This is a genomic window from Parabacteroides caeci, from assembly GCF_023656795.1.
In the GTDB taxonomy this organism is placed as follows: domain Bacteria; phylum Bacteroidota; class Bacteroidia; order Bacteroidales; family Tannerellaceae; genus Parabacteroides; species Parabacteroides segnis.
The window spans coordinates 51933-66976 of record NZ_JAMOKT010000016.1; the positions used below are offsets into that span (position 1 = coordinate 51933).

A 15044-nucleotide genomic window follows, 5' to 3' on the forward strand; every position below is an offset into this window, starting at 1 on the left:
CTATATATCAATAACCAATAAAATGAAACAGAGATTACTCATATATTTCTCTATTATCGGATGTTTGCTTTGCAGTTGTGAAACGGAAGATATCGAGAACTGGCTAGTCAAAAAGCCGAATGGCCAGGTAGCATCCCCCGAAGAACTCTCTGCCGGTATCTCTACTATTTTTTCCAATGCGCCGGACGCCTATGACTCTCAGGCAGAGTGGGTGACAGGAGAACTGGAAAAACGTTTTAACAGCGGCGACGGACTATATGACGACGCACGTGGCGTAGAAAATGTATCCGGAGGTGGCTTAGGTCCGCTATATGCCGGATATTCCTGTGGAAGCTGCCACAAAAGTACCGGTAGAACACGTCCTGCCATAGCAGATGGCGGGTCAGGAGCCGGTTTTTCTTCGATGCTGATTTACATCTCCCGCAAAAGCGGAGGTTACTTCCCTGACTACGGGCGTGTCTTGCACGACCAGGCCATTTATGGTACAAAGCCGGAAGGACGTCTTAAGATAACAACATCGGCACAAAAATACAAATTTCCTGACGGTGAAGAATATGAACTGCTGACACCTCACTACCAGATCACAGAATGGTATGCCGACAGTATCCCGATGTCGGATATACGCATATCTGTCCGCCAACCCCTACGCCATGTTGGAATGGGACAAATGATGGCACTCGATCTGGATTTACTGAAACAAATTGCAGCAAAAAGTAATTATCCGGAATATGGTATTAGCGGACGACTCAATTATGTAACGGAAAAAGGAAAAAAACAGATCGGTCTTTCCGGAAACAAGGCGAACCATCAGGATCTGACTGTTGAACTCGGTTTTTCTTCAGACCTGGGTGTAACAAACGACCGTTTCCCGCATGAAGTAGGCGAAGGACAAAGTAATATGATGGGATTTGCCATGTCGGGAGTACAGGTATCGACTGAAGATATGGAAGATGTAGACTTATATTTGCAAACTTTAGGTGTACCGGCACGTCGCAACATTAATGACGCTACTGTAAAAAAAGGAGAGCAACTATTCTATCAGGCTAAATGCCACCTTTGCCATGTAACCACCCTAAAGACACGGCCACGAGGAACCGTCTTGCTCAACAATACAGAACTTCCTCAACTCGGCAATCAAATCATTCACCCCTATTCGGACTATTTGCTTCACGACATGGGAGTAGAACTGGGTGACGATTATCCAAGCGGAATAGCAAACGGCAACGAATGGCGTACTACACCGTTATGGGGACTGGGATTACAGGAAGTGGTCAACGGTCATAGCTATTTTCTGCACGACGGACGGGCACGCAACCTGACGGAAGCCATCATGTGGCATGGCGGCGAAGGAGCCGCATCCCGCACATTATTCGCCCGTATGAGTAAAGATGACCGTGAAGCTCTTATTAAATTTCTTCAAAGTTTATAAACAAGTTAAACAAATTGAAATGAAAAAATTATATATCGCGTTGACAGCAGCATTATTATCTGCAACAATTCAGATACAAGCACAAGATACTACTAAAAAAGAAATTGACGACAAATACGTAGAAAACGATGTGGTCTCTTTGGCTGGTAAAAAAGGGTTCTCTTTTTCCACAAAAGCAGGTGATTTCCTGTTCAAACCTTATGCCCTTGTACAGGCTAGTGCAACCTATAACCGATATGACGACCAAGGATTGGAAAGCCATTATGCTAAAAATGTGGCGAACTCTGGTTTTGCCATACCTAATGCCATCCTCGGTTTTACAGGGAAGGCATTCAACAAAGTTACTTTCAACTTATCATTGAATCCGGCCAAAAGTGGTGGTGCACTATTGCAGCAGGCATGGTTCGACATTGCTATAAAAGAATCTTTCCGTATCCGCGCCGGTAAATTCAAAACACCATTTATGCACGCTTATCTAAGCACATTGGGAGAAACGTTGTTTCCTGTATTACCTTATTCGGCCACTCAATCCATCTTACTTCCTTATGACCTCAATTACGTGATACCGAGTATGTCGACTGGTTTCGACCTGGGTGTTATGGTACACGGATTAGTCAATAATAAATGGGAATATCAAGTAGGTATATTCAACGGGACCGGCATCGATGTCAATACAGCGACAAAGACGAATTGCGATGATCACGAATGGTTACCATCCCTACTCTACTCCGGCCGTCTTGCCTTTATGCCAAAAGGAGAGATGCCGAACTCCCAAGGTTCACCGGAAAATCTGAATGATGATAAAATGTCTATCGCAGTTTCTGCCTCTTACAACGCTGAAGCCGAATTTCTTTCCGCCAGCGATGCCCGTGTAGGACTGGAATTTACCTGGATCAAAAACCGCTGGTATTTTGCTGCGGAAGGTTACTTCATGAATATGCATTTTACTAAAATCATGCAGAAACCTGATAAAAATTTCTGGGGAGCTTATGCACAGGCCGGTTACTTTATTACACCAAAACTACAGGGGGCATTGAGATATGACGTATTCGACCGCAATGCTACAGATGACGGTGGTTTGTTAAATATGCCGGCAGTAGGAATGAACTATTACTTTTTCAACAATAACCTGAAATTGCAGGTCATGTACCAGTATATGGGACGTACCGGACACGCTACCCAAGGTGACCGCGACGAAGACGGCATCGGTATCGCACGCCATTCGGCAACAGCAATGTTACAGTTTACGTTCTAACAAACTTATGTATTATGAAGAATAAATATACAGGGCTCGTTTGCTCCTTTCTTCTAATGCTTTGCGGATGCGATGAAGGAACAATTTATCCGGACGAAACGATCGACTCGGGACGAACCGCTTCCGTAACAGTAACCTTCAAGGGTATTGATGCCTGGCCGAAAGAGAACTACTTATCTCTTGCAGCCTTTGGAACAGACACGCAAATACCCTTATTGACAAAACGCATCTCCAAACCGACAATCGACGGGAGAGAACGGACAGTCAAACTGAACAACCTGAGTCCTGATACAAAAAGCATAAATATTGCCATTATCAGCAATGGGAAGAAAGTGATCTATTCATACTGTAACCAGCCAGTTGAAAACAACGGAGAGAATATTGAAATTAATTTTGGAGAGTTAGAATTGGCAAGCTTCAAACGTATCCAGTCTCAAGTCTTTAAAACAAACTGTCTTTCCTGTCACGGAGAAAGTAGTTCGGGATTAGCCGGAAACCTCGATTTAAGGGAAAATATAGCTTATAAATCATTAGTCAACGTTAAAGCTCCTGTATCGGAAGAAGGAATGAACTATGTAACGCCCGGTGATCCTCATAATAGTTTTATACTCGAGATACTGGAAGAAAATCCTATCCATAAAGATATGTTCAACAGTACAGGTAAGCAAGAAATTCTTGCGCTTATAAAAACATGGATACAAGAAGGAGCTCCAAATAATTAATGAGGAATAACAAAACAGACAATGAGATTCACAACAAAAACATACGAACAAAACACCATATCCGCTCAAATTTGTTCATTTGAAGGCAAGGGAGGGGTAACGGAATATCATATTATGTTTTCCGTTACCGACCCTTCACTTTCTTTCGGGGAACAGTTGGATTCTTTACAAAGAGCATACGACGCAGTGACTAAAAAAGAGGCTGGTAATGCCGTAGCCGTTTTCCGTCGCTACTTTCTGAGCGATGCGGCCAACCAAGCGGATGGGTTGATGGAACGGGAGTGTGAAAACCCGTTCTGCGCCTTATCCATCGTGCAACAGGCACCCCTCAACGGCACCAAAATAGCCTTATGGGCCTGGCTGCAAACCGGGATGGCGACAGAAACCTGCAACTCAGGAATGTTTGAAGCATCCCACAACGGGTATCGCCACCTATGGAACGGAGGTGCACACAATAAGGCAGCGACTTCCGAATACCAGACCCGGTTGCTGCTCAACGACTATGTGATGCAACTGACCGAACAACATTGTACCCTGGCTGCCGATTGTATCCGGACCTGGTTCTTCGTACAGAATGTAGACGTCAATTATGCCGGCGTAGTAAAAGCCCGCAAGGAAGTTTTCATCACGCAGAACCTGACGGAAAAGACACATTATATATCCAGCACCGGTATAGAAGGACGCCATGCCGATCCGGATGTATTGGTACAAATGGATGCCTACACGGTCGACGGCCTGCAACCGGAACAGATACAGTTCCTGTATGCCCCTACCCATCTCAACCCGACTTATGAATACGGGGTGACTTTTGAACGGGGTACCGCCGTCTCCTACGGCGACCGGAAGCATATTTTCCTGTCCGGTACAGCCAGTATCGACAATAAAGGCGAGATTGTCTATCCCGGCGACATATTGAAACAAACCGGTCGAATGATGGAAAACATCAGCGCCCTACTGGAAGAGGCCGGGGCTTCCATCGGCGACATCATGCAGGCCATCGTTTACCTGCGCGACCCGGCAGACTATGAGAATGTACAGAAATATATCAGTACCCATTATCCGGAATTGCCGCACCTTATCGTACTGGCACCGGTATGCCGTCCGGGATGGCTGATTGAAACGGAATGCGTGGCTATTATACCGGCCGACCTTCCGCAATACCCCTGTCTATAAACATAACATCCTAAAAATAACAACTATGTATAAACAAGGAAAATACACAGAGACAGATAAAATGAGCGACCTGATTTGCGAGAACTACCCAATGGTTCTCGTAATGAGCCGCTTCGGCATCGACTTGGGATTCGGAGAGAAAAACATCGGCGACGTATGCCGGCAAAATGAAGTGGACAGCTGTACCTTCCTGACCGTTGTCAATTTCCTGACGGAAGAAACTCCCACTGTGATAAACGGCATCGACAACTGCCTCTCTGTCGGTTCACTGATTACCTATCTGCACAATGCGCACGATTATTTCCTGAACTTCCGCCTCCCGCATATCCGCCGCAAACTGACGGAAGCGATTACCGGCTGCCCGGGTGATATTGCCTTCGCCATCACCAAATTCTTCGACGATTATGTTTATGAAGTACATAAGCACATGTCGTACGAAGAAAAGATTGTCTTTCCTTATGTTCGCAATCTACAGGACGGTGTGAAGGACTCCAAATACAATATCAGTATTTTTCGCAAACGGCACGACCAGATAGAGATGAAAATCGTAGAGCTTAAAAATATCCTGCTCAAATACTATCCCGGGCCTGACAATTACCTGCTGAACAGTGTCCTGTTCGACATCTTTGCCACCGAACAGGATTTGGCTTCTCATAACCGGGTAGAAGATTACCTCTTCGTCCCCGCCGTACTGGCAATTGAAAAAACAATAAAATGACTACTGCTTTATGAGTCCTAACATCAAAATAGCTATTGCCGAACCGTCTGCCATTATCCGTTGCGGACTGGTTACTTTACTGAAACGACTGCCCGGACTTCACATCCAGCTCACAGAAATAGCGACCGCCGAATGTCTCATAGAAAGTCTCCGTATGCATCGCCCGGAGGTCTTGATGATTAACCCGGCATTACCCGGTTATTCCGGCATACAACGTTTAAAGGAGGAATGCGGATGTCCCGAAATGAAATGCCTGGCCCTTACGTATATGGCTGCCGACCATACCCAGCTCCGGTCGTACGATGACCAGATTAACATCTACGACAGCCCGGATGAGTTAAAGCATAAACTGGAACGGCTAAACGCAGAGGAAGCCTGCCCGGATACGGGAGAAGAGGAACAGCAGACACTCAGTTCGCGTGAAAAGGAGATTGTTATATGTGTTGTGAAAGGAATGACTAATCGCGAAATAGCTGACCGCCTCTATCTATCTACCCATACGGTAATCACACACCGCCGCAATATAGCCCGCAAACTGCAAGTACATAGTGCCAGCGGTTTAACCGTATATGCAATTGTAAATAAACTGATTGAATTGAACGACATAAAAAAAGCCTGATATATTTTTCTTACAGCTTTTGTTTTCTTTTCACACTCCAAAATTTGGGTTCATACTGATATGCTGTATCTTTGGGAAAGAAACAAAACATATCAGGATACCATGAATCTAATTTCCAAACAATACGATAAGACAGAGGTGCAAATCACCTCATTCGAGACTAAAAAGGGTATTACAGAATATCATCTTCTCTTCCAGCAAACAGATTGCATGGAAGATTACCCTACCCAACTACAGAATCTTCTGCAAGCCTATACGCAATGTGTAGAAGAACTTCCCGGAAACCCGACAGCCGTATTCCGCCGCTACTTCCTGAGCGATGTCACCAACCAGACAGCATCGCTGATGGAACAGGACCGCAGTAACCCGTATTGCGCTTTGTCCATCGTACAACAGGCACCGATGAACGGTACCAAAATAGCTCTTTGGGCATGGCTTCAGACCGGAGTACAGACGCAGGTTCTTCCCAGTAACCTGTTTGAAGCACGTCATGGCAACTACCGCCAACTATTCGGGGCTAACCTGTGCAACCGTGCTGCCAATTCGGAGTATCAGACACGACTCATCTTCCGCGATTATATCATGCAGCTGACGGCCGCCAACTGCACGTTGGCAAACAACTGTATCCGCACCTGGATATTTGTTCAGAACGTAGACGTGAATTATCCGGGAGTCGTCAAAGCCCGCAAAGATGTATTTGCAACACAGAACCTGACGGAAAACACTCATTTTATTGCCAGTACCGGCATTGAGGGACGCTATCAGGATACCAATGTTTTCGTGACAATGGACACGTATGCCGTATCGGGTATCGGACAGGAACAGATTCAATATCTCTATGCCCCCGACCACCTGAGCCGGACGTATGAATATGGCGTGACTTTTGAAAGGGGAACAGCCATCACATATGGCGACCGCCGCCATGTATTCGTTTCAGGTACCGCCAGCATCGACCGGTATGGTGAGATCGTACATCCGGGAGATGTCATCAAGCAATCGGAACGTATGATTGAAAACATCACCGCCTTGCTGAATGAAGCCGGAGCCGACCTGAACGACATCATGCAAGCTATCGTCTATATCCGTGACACCGGTGATTTCGCCCGCATTGAACAATACATGAAAGCGAATCATCCCAATATGCCTTACCTGATTGTCCGTGCCCCGGTATGCCGTTCCGGCTGGTTGGTCGAAATCGAATGCCTGGCCGTCGTTGCCGTAGACGAACCGGAGTATCCGCCGCTGTAACCGATTATATTCTTACATTTGTAGTAAAATCAATAAACAAGAGCGATATGACATTAATTGAACGCAAACAAAAACTTCTCCAACGCTTGGAAACTGTATTCGACGAACATCTTATCAATGAAATCGAACAGTTACTCGACCAAAAGGAGCAAAAAAACGATATCTTATACTTTTCTTCGGAATTAAAAGGAAAGATAGACCGTGCTTTAGAACGAATGAAAGCAGGAAAAGGAGTTTCTGACGAAGAAATGAAAAAAAGATTTGCCAAATGGTTAGCACCAGAACAATAATATGGGATGAAGAGGTCTTGCAAGAAATAGAAGAAATTGCAGACTTTTATGACGAACGCAATGGTAATAACCGGTACAGCAATTATTTATTAAACAAGTTTAGAGAAACAATAAAGCAGGCTGTATCCTTTCCTTTATCAGGAAAAGCTACGGAATATCCTCATTTACGATATCTTATTGCTGTTCCGGAATACTCCCTCTTTTATCATTACAGCGATGAACTAATTACCGTTCTCGTTATATGGGATAACCGCCGTAATCCGGAGCGCCTGGCCTATACCTTACGTAATCAAGACCCGCAATATCTGAACGAACCAACGGTTCCTTATGGAAAGCAAACGTCCTCAACAAACGTGAAAGATTAATAACGTTCAAAGTCATTAAAAGAAAAAGGAGTACCTTTGGTGAATTAATAACACCAAAACAAGAAAGAAACAGCCTATGTATAAAAATGGGAAATACCGGGAAACCGACAAAATGAGCGACCTTATCTGCGAGAACTATCCGATGGTTCTTGTGATGAGCCGCTTTGGTATTGCCTTGGGATTCGGAGAAAAGAATATCGGAGAAGTATGCCGCCAGAACGGAGTAGACGCCTGTACTTTCCTGACAGTCGTCAATTTCCTGACGGAAGAGATTTCCGCTCCCGTCACCAACGTAAGCAATTGCCTCTCCATTGAAGCATTAATTACCTATCTGCATAACGCACACGATTATTTCCTGAATTTCCGTCTGCCGCATCTGAGAAGAAAACTTCTGGAAGCCATCGCAGAATGCCCGCAGGACGTAGCATTCGTCATCCAGCGCTTCTTCGACGAATATGCAGAGGAAGTCAATAAACACATGTCATACGAAGAAAAAGTCGTTTTCCCGTATGTCCGCGGCTTGCTGGAAGGGAAGAAAGACCCGAAATACAATATTTCAATCTTCCGCAAACGGCACGACCAGATAGAGATGAAGATTATCGAACTGAAGAATATCCTCATCAAATATTATCCGGGCCCCGGAAGCAACCTGCTGAACAGCGTGCTGTTCGACATCTTCGCAACGGAACAGGACCTTGCCTCCCACAACCATGTGGAAGACTACCTTTTCATGCCTGCTATACTTGCTTTAGAAAAAACAATAAAATGATGCCCCATGAGCACCAATCTGAAAATCGTTATTGCTGAGCCTTCCGCCATTGTCCGCTACGGGCTGGAGACCATGTTGAAACGTCTCCCCGGCCTGCGTATCCAGGTATCAGAAATAGCGACGATCGAATCGCTTACGGAGGACCTCCGGACACACCAGCCGGACGTCCTCATCATCAACCCTTCCATCCCGGGTTATTTCACTATCCCTCACCTGAAGGAGATGACCGGTTGCCCGGATATGAAATGCCTGGCCCTGCTCTATTCCGTAGCCGAACATGCCGTTATCCGGTATTATGACGACCAAATCAGCATATTCGACAGTGCAGACGAAATGAAGCTCAAACTGGAGCGCCTGCATACCAAAGGCAAAGACGGCGAAGGGGATGGCGATGAACAACAAACATTGAGTACCCGCGAAAAGGAAATCGTTGTCTGTGTCGTCAAAGGAATGACCAACCGCGAAATAGCCGACCGTCTCTTCCTTTCCACCCATACAGTCATTACACACCGGAGAAATATCGCCCGCAAATTGCAGGTACATAGTGCAAGTGCATTGACTGTATATGCCATTGTCAATAAGCTGGTAGAGCTGAGCGATATTCAAAAGCCACGGGAATAATCCGGTTCATACCGTATTAACATAACAAATACAAAAACCATCGTTTTTCTTGATAATTAATCATAACCTTTCACCCTTTTTATCAAACAAACCAAACAATCGCCGGAACCGTCCTGTTAAGAAGGAAGAGTATAACTAATATTGAATATCACATGAAGAAATTCTTTTTAATAGGGGCAACGCTATTATTATCCCTCTATGCAAGTGCACAGCATGTAGCATTAAAGAATAATATCGTCTATGATGCCACTGCCACTCCAAACCTCGGTCTGGAAGTGGGATTAGGGAAAAAGGTTACAATGGACCTTTCTGCGGGTTATAACCCATTCGAGTTCAACAACGACAAACAAGCCAAACACTGGCTGGCCCATGCAGGCGTACGCTTCTGGACCTGCGAGAAGTTCAACGGTACATTTATCGGTGTACACGCCTTGGGCGGACAGTACGACGTGGCCGGCTTCAAACTGCCATTCGACATGTTCAAGAAACTGCGCGACCATCGCTACGACGGTTATATGTATGGCGGCGGTATCAGTATTGGACATCAATGGATTCTGAGCAAACGCTGGGGTATTGAAGGCGAGATAGGTGCCGGTTATGCCCGTATGCACTACGACGAATACGCCAAAGGCAAAGACATGCCCAAACTACGCACCGGCAACCACAACTATTGGGGTGTAACAAAAGCCTCCATCTCATTTATCTATTTTATCCACTAAAAACGAACAAACAAAATGAAGAAGTTATTCTATATAGTAACCGTTTTATTATGCTCCGCCTATGGGAGCATGCAGGCGCAGGTTGTCAGTCCCGACGGCATAGCATACAGCGACCTGCAAGTAAAAAAAGAGGGAAGCCAGGTGAGCCTGTCTACAACAGCCAACCTCAACAACATGCAACTGAAATCGCAGAACATGGTCATCATAACCCCGGTACTCCAATCGGCGGACAAGGCGCACACTATCAAATTCGACCCGTTCGTGATTACCGGAAAGAAACGTATGAAAGCACTCGACCGTGAGATGGGCTTCGGCGCAGAACCGTTCGAACAGACTCCGACAGTCATCTTCCGCCACAAAAAGAACGAGGCGGAATCTATCCCGATGACGCTGACCGTACCGTACGAAAGCTGGATGCGTAACGCCTCACTGGTCATGCAGGCCAATACGACCGGATGCGCTTCATGCGACGTGGCAAGCAATATCACTCCGCTGTCATCCCGTATCCTGCCGCCGGTTGTCGCACCGACCTACGAGCTAAGTTATGTGACACCTCCCGCAGAGCCGGTAAAACAACGTAGCGAAACGCACTCGGCCTACCTCAACTTCGAAGTGGGTAAGTCTGTCCTGCTGCATGACTTCAAAAACAACGCCGCCGAACTGAAAGAGGTAAGCAAGATCGTTAGCGAAGTACGCAACGACAAGAACCTGAAGTTTACGGAATTCAATATCACCGGATATGCTTCACCGGAAGGTGGCTACGATTATAATATGAAACTGTCGGAAAGCCGCGCCAAAGCATTCGCCGCTTATATGAAGGATAAGGAAGACATGCCGGCATCCCTGATGAAGGTGAACTGGGAAGGTGAAGACTGGATAGGCTTACGCAACGCAATCAAGGCATCCAACCTGTCCAACCGCGATGAAATCCTTAAAGTATTGGAAGTGTCCGATATCAATAAACGCAAAGCGCAACTGAAAGCACTGAACGGCGGCAAGACTTACCGTATGTTACTGGATGATTATTATCCTGCCCTGCGCCGTATAGACTATACGCTGGCTTACATCGCCCGTCCGTTCGACGTGAACGAAGCCAAACAGGTGATCAAAACGAAACCGCAGTATCTGAGCCTGAACGAGATGTTCGTGGTAGCCAACACCTATCCGAAAGACAGCCCTGAATTCAAGGAAGTATTCGACATTGCCGTACGCCTCTACCCGACCGACCCGGTGGCACAGCAGAACACTGCCGCCCTCGAGATAGAACGTGGAGCTGACGATGCAGGTATCGCCCGTCTGCAAAAAATCAATACACCGGAAGCATGGAACAACCTCGGTGTAGCTTACGCCAAGAAGAAAGAGTATCAGCAGGCGCTCGACTATTTCGGCAAAGCTGCCAACGCAGGCGTTAAGGCTGCCGCCCAGAACCGGGATGAACTGAGCAAATGGCTGGATGAACAATAAACATCAAAGATAACAAAGAAAGCCCCGATAGGCATCATGCTTACCGGGGCTTTTTGTATTCATATAAGTAGACAAAATTTATTCTTTTGCTTTCCACTCACTAATGAGTTCGTTGATTGTCTCCTTCACCGACATGATACGGCTGGTCCTCCAGGCATTGCTTCCGGCAAAGGCATATCCGTTTTCAAAGTTTCCTTTGAAAGCATTATACAGCGCCGTAACGATGCAGTATGGACTCTTCGAAATATCACACGTCTTGATGCAGTTGAACGGGCACGCTTTCGGTTGCTTGATGCCGGCCTTCACCTTCTCGAGGAAGTTGCAATGGATGGCACGCCCCGGCATTCCGACAGGACTCTTGATAATCTCGATGTCCTTTTCTTCCGCCTTGATATAGCTTTCTTTGAAAGCATCGCTGGCGTCGCACTCGGTAGTAGTGACGAAACGGGTTCCTAATTGAACGCCCGATGCTCCAAGGTCCATCACGCGTTTGATATCTTCACCCGTATAAATGCCTCCTGCTGCAATTACCGGGATTCTCTTGTTGTATTTCTGTTCGAAAACAGATACTTCCTGCACAACCTGCGGAAGTAATTCTTCCAGTGAGAAATGTTCGTCTTCCAACTGGTTTTCCTTATAACCGAGGTGACCGCCGGCCTTAGGGCCTTCCAGTACAACGGCATCGGGAAGATAGTCGTAGTTGTTCTTCCATTTCTCGCAGATGATACGTACGGCACGGGCGCTTGATACGATGGGCACCAGCTTCGTCACGCTGTCTTTCTTGAGGAACGACGGCAGGTCGAGCGGCAGTCCGGCACCGCTGAAGATGATATCTACCTTCTCGGCGATACTCGTCTTCACCAGTTCTGCGAAATCGGAAAGAGCCACCATTACGTTTACACCGATGATACCTTTTGCCTTTTCACGGGCTTTACGGATTTCTTCGGCCAGGCCCAGGTTGCCTGCTTCTGTGTAATTGGGTGATAGCTTTTTATATAAAAGTCCGAGACCGGCAGCGGAGATAACGCCAATCCCACCTTCATTTGCTACGGCTGAGGCTAAGCCGGATAGAGAAATGCCTACGCCCATCCCACCTTGGATGATTGGGAAGCGAGGTTTCAAATCTCCGATTGTTAATGTCTTCATGAAATGTTTATATAGTTTATAAATGCGAGGCAAAGGTAGCACAATAAACCAAATGATGTGCAAAAAGGACCAATAATATTGCACAAGTATAACACTTTTGTGCAATATTATCGATCCGTGGGAAAAACGGGAGTTATTATCTTATTTTACGGGGATATATCCTACTTTTTTAACAGTCTCCTGGCCTTCGGCAGAGAGTACATAGTCGATGAAAGGTTTTACCCTACCTTCACTCTTTGCTTCATAGTAATAGAACAAAGGACGGACAATCGGATAAGTCTTATTTTTCGCATTGGCAAATGAAGGTTCAACGAAACTTTTGCCGGCATCATAAGACACATGCAGCGCCTTGACATCTTTGTTTACATAGGCCAGGCCGACGTAACCGATAGCGCCTTTTGTCTGGCTGACCGACTGGATAATGGCTCCGGTTGCAGGCATGCTCAGGATACCGTTCATATAGTTCTTATTTTTCAATACGCTTTCCTTGAAGAACTCGTATGTACCGGATGAAGTCTCGCGCGAATAAGCAACAATCTTCATATCGGCTCCGCCTACTTCCTTCCAGTTCTTGATTTTTCCGGTGAAGATACCTTCCAGTTGTTCGCGGGTCAGGTTATCCACCTTATTGGAGGGGTGAACCACTACAGCCAGAGCGTCGTAGGCAATAACCACTTCCTTTGCATTCTTCTTTGCTTCCTGCAAACGGACTTTCTCGTCGAATTTCATTTTACGGGAAGACATGGCGATATCGGTTGTTCCTTCCATCAGGGCGGAGATGCCGACACCGGAACCACCGCCTGTTACAGTCACTTTGGTTCCTTTATTCTTATTCATAAAGTTTTCAGCTTCTGTCTGGCTGACCGGCAAACAGGTATCACTTCCTTTAATTTTCTGTGCAAATACATTTGTTGCAAACAAACAGGCTGCCATAGCTGCCAAAAGAATTGTCTTTTTCATTACTCTTATTTGAATTAATTTCCTGATGCAAAGGAACAACACAAGTATTTCAACTACATGAAACAGATATTACATTTCTATGAATAAAAAGGATACATGCTATACCCAAAAAGGGTGCATGCTCTTCGGGAAAAGCATGCACCCTTTTCAAAAAATGCCTGTCGGCTGTTTATTGTCAGAATTTGTATTGCAAACGAACCGTCAGCACATTATCCTTACGGTCTTTTTCATATCCTTTTACGAAGTCGCTCTTTTCATTGAAGTTGAATTCGTAGTAAGCCTGGACACGGATATGTTTGTTGAAACGGTATAAACCGCCGATGCCTAATGTACTTTGGGCCAAATCTGTTTTAGAAGTAAATGAGTTATCCGTACCTATTTCGTTACCTTTCAGTTTCGTATTAGGGTCGTATACATCATATTTAAGTACGGCAGAGAATGGGGAAGTCCCGATGTCCTGTACCAGGTAGAAGAAATAACCGATAAAAGGACGTTTGAACAAGGCATTTTCGGGAAGATTCTCCGGACGTGTTCCGGTATTCGGACTTTTGCTGCTGGAGGCAATTCCCGGCTGTGTGCCTAAAAGACCTTCGGCACGTAAAGAGGTTGTTCCCCATGAACTCAAGAAACTGAACCGGGCATCCATACCGATATATTCACGTTTCATATACGTTCCGGTTTCACCTTTATCAACTTCGATAAAACGCTTGCCGTCCATCTCATAGGCAGTTGTAGTCGGGTTGTAGACGCCTCCGTTGTAATAAGAAATACCTGCTCCCCATTTACCCCAGTTGCCGATTTCCTTGTCAGCACCCAGACGACCGATAAAGTCTTTGCGGTTATCGGTTTCGCGGTTGATACTGTTTCCGGCAAACAGACCGGCATCCAGACGGAGGAAAGCGAGAGGACTTTCTTTTTTGGTACGCAGCGTCAGCATAGCACCCAGGTCACGTTCGTCCGGGAAAAAATACTGGATAATCGTTGCACGTTCAGGCGATTCCAGGCCACTGGTAGAGTAACCTATCTCATGTCCGAAAGGACGGTTGAAGACACCGGCCATCAACTGACTGCGTTTCGTCCAGGGGTCTTTGATACCGATATAAAGGTCACGGAAGCTGACGCCTTTGTCGTTGGCCTCAATCTGTACTGCTCCGGTTCCGATGCCGTCGTTATATTCAAACTTCAGTCGTCCCCGGCGGATACCGATACGGTTAAAACCTTTATCTTCATGTTCGTTCTTATCGCCGACTTTCAGGGTTGCATCCTCCTGTCCGTACTGAAATTGACCCTGGATATAGGCAGAAACTTTAAATTTGCTCAGTTTCTGCACTATTTTATCCAGTGTTGCTGTCTCTTCCGCAAGCGAATCGATGCGGGCATCTATTTGTTCCGTGTTCTGAGCTTCCGCGAGAAAGGGAAGCAGCGCCAACAGGACAAGCGCCATTAATTTTGTTATCTTCATTCCTAACTTTGTTGGTTGCGGTGAAAAATATGTTACATCACTGTTTCCGGCAGCAAAGAAACAGCTTTTCTGTTTCACACATAT

The 15044-nt window shown here is 46.0% G+C and carries 16 protein-coding genes; 13 read left to right on the top strand and 3 right to left on the bottom strand.

Annotated features, from left to right (window positions below):
• The first annotated feature begins 22 nt into the window (after positions 1-22).
• The 13 genes from NBH15_RS10360 to NBH15_RS10420 all read left to right on the top strand — a co-directional run bounded on the left by NBH15_RS10360 (position 23) and on the right by NBH15_RS10420 (position 11392).
• Positions 23-1429, top strand: coding sequence for a di-heme oxidoredictase family protein (locus NBH15_RS10360; protein WP_250822605.1), 1407 nt, complete (start codon positions 23-25; stop codon positions 1427-1429).
• A gap of 19 nt (positions 1430-1448) precedes the next feature.
• Entirely contained in the window at positions 1449-2684 is a 1236-nt protein-coding gene (locus NBH15_RS10365; RefSeq protein WP_186960225.1) for a porin, read from the top strand.
• A gap of 14 nt (positions 2685-2698) precedes the next feature.
• Positions 2699-3406, top strand: a complete 708-nt coding sequence (locus tag NBH15_RS10370; RefSeq protein WP_250822606.1) for a hypothetical protein — start codon at positions 2699-2701, stop codon at positions 3404-3406.
• A gap of 21 nt (positions 3407-3427) precedes the next feature.
• Positions 3428-4579, top strand: a complete 1152-nt coding sequence (locus tag NBH15_RS10375) for a Rid family hydrolase (protein WP_250822607.1) — start codon at positions 3428-3430, stop codon at positions 4577-4579.
• 25 nt (positions 4580-4604) lie between these two features.
• Positions 4605-5297 (top strand): hemerythrin domain-containing protein, encoded by a 693-nt coding sequence (locus NBH15_RS10380; RefSeq protein ID WP_128133845.1) that lies wholly within the window; start codon positions 4605-4607, stop codon positions 5295-5297.
• A 10-nt stretch (positions 5298-5307) separates the two neighbouring features.
• Positions 5308-5916 (top strand): response regulator transcription factor, encoded by a 609-nt coding sequence (locus tag NBH15_RS10385; protein WP_186960228.1) that lies wholly within the window; start codon positions 5308-5310, stop codon positions 5914-5916.
• 102 nt (positions 5917-6018) lie between these two features.
• Positions 6019-7164 (top strand): Rid family hydrolase, encoded by a 1146-nt coding sequence (locus tag NBH15_RS10390; RefSeq protein WP_186960229.1) that lies wholly within the window; start codon positions 6019-6021, stop codon positions 7162-7164.
• Between the two features lie 47 nt (positions 7165-7211).
• On the top strand, positions 7212-7454 hold the full coding sequence (locus NBH15_RS10395) for a hypothetical protein (RefSeq protein WP_128133843.1): 243 nt from the start codon (positions 7212-7214) through the stop codon (positions 7452-7454).
• The gene (locus NBH15_RS10400; protein WP_250822608.1) at positions 7433-7819 is read left to right on the top strand and encodes a type II toxin-antitoxin system RelE/ParE family toxin; all 387 of its coding nucleotides are present in this window, start codon (positions 7433-7435) and stop codon (positions 7817-7819) included. Before NBH15_RS10395 ends, NBH15_RS10400 begins: the two co-directional genes overlap by 22 nt.
• Before the next feature lie 76 nt (positions 7820-7895).
• On the top strand, positions 7896-8588 hold the full coding sequence (locus NBH15_RS10405; protein ID WP_186960230.1) for a hemerythrin domain-containing protein: 693 nt from the start codon (positions 7896-7898) through the stop codon (positions 8586-8588).
• Positions 8589-8594: 6 nt separating this feature from the next.
• The gene (locus NBH15_RS10410; RefSeq protein ID WP_128133841.1) at positions 8595-9209 is read left to right on the top strand and encodes a response regulator transcription factor; all 615 of its coding nucleotides are present in this window, start codon (positions 8595-8597) and stop codon (positions 9207-9209) included.
• A gap of 152 nt (positions 9210-9361) precedes the next feature.
• Complete coding sequence (locus tag NBH15_RS10415) at positions 9362-9928, top strand: DUF3575 domain-containing protein (protein ID WP_009859741.1); 567 nt, start codon at positions 9362-9364, stop codon at positions 9926-9928.
• A 15-nt stretch (positions 9929-9943) separates the two neighbouring features.
• Positions 9944-11392: a DUF3868 domain-containing protein gene (locus tag NBH15_RS10420; RefSeq protein WP_250822609.1), complete on the top strand. Its 1449-nt coding sequence runs from the start codon at positions 9944-9946 to the stop codon at positions 11390-11392.
• 78 nt (positions 11393-11470) lie between these two features.
• Here NBH15_RS10420 and NBH15_RS10425 read toward each other — a convergent pair whose 3' ends face one another.
• From NBH15_RS10425 to NBH15_RS10435, 3 genes are all read right to left on the bottom strand, one after another.
• The gene (locus tag NBH15_RS10425; protein WP_128133838.1) at positions 11471-12538 is read right to left on the bottom strand and encodes an NAD(P)H-dependent flavin oxidoreductase; all 1068 of its coding nucleotides are present in this window, start codon (positions 12536-12538) and stop codon (positions 11471-11473) included.
• A gap of 141 nt (positions 12539-12679) precedes the next feature.
• Entirely contained in the window at positions 12680-13498 is an 819-nt protein-coding gene (locus NBH15_RS10430) for a phosphate ABC transporter substrate-binding protein (RefSeq protein ID WP_250822610.1), read from the bottom strand.
• Positions 13499-13673: 175 nt separating this feature from the next.
• A complete protein-coding gene (locus NBH15_RS10435; protein WP_128133836.1) occupies positions 13674-14960 on the bottom strand; it encodes a putative porin in 1287 nt (428 codons plus the stop codon).
• Positions 14961-15044: the final 84 nt, after the last annotated feature.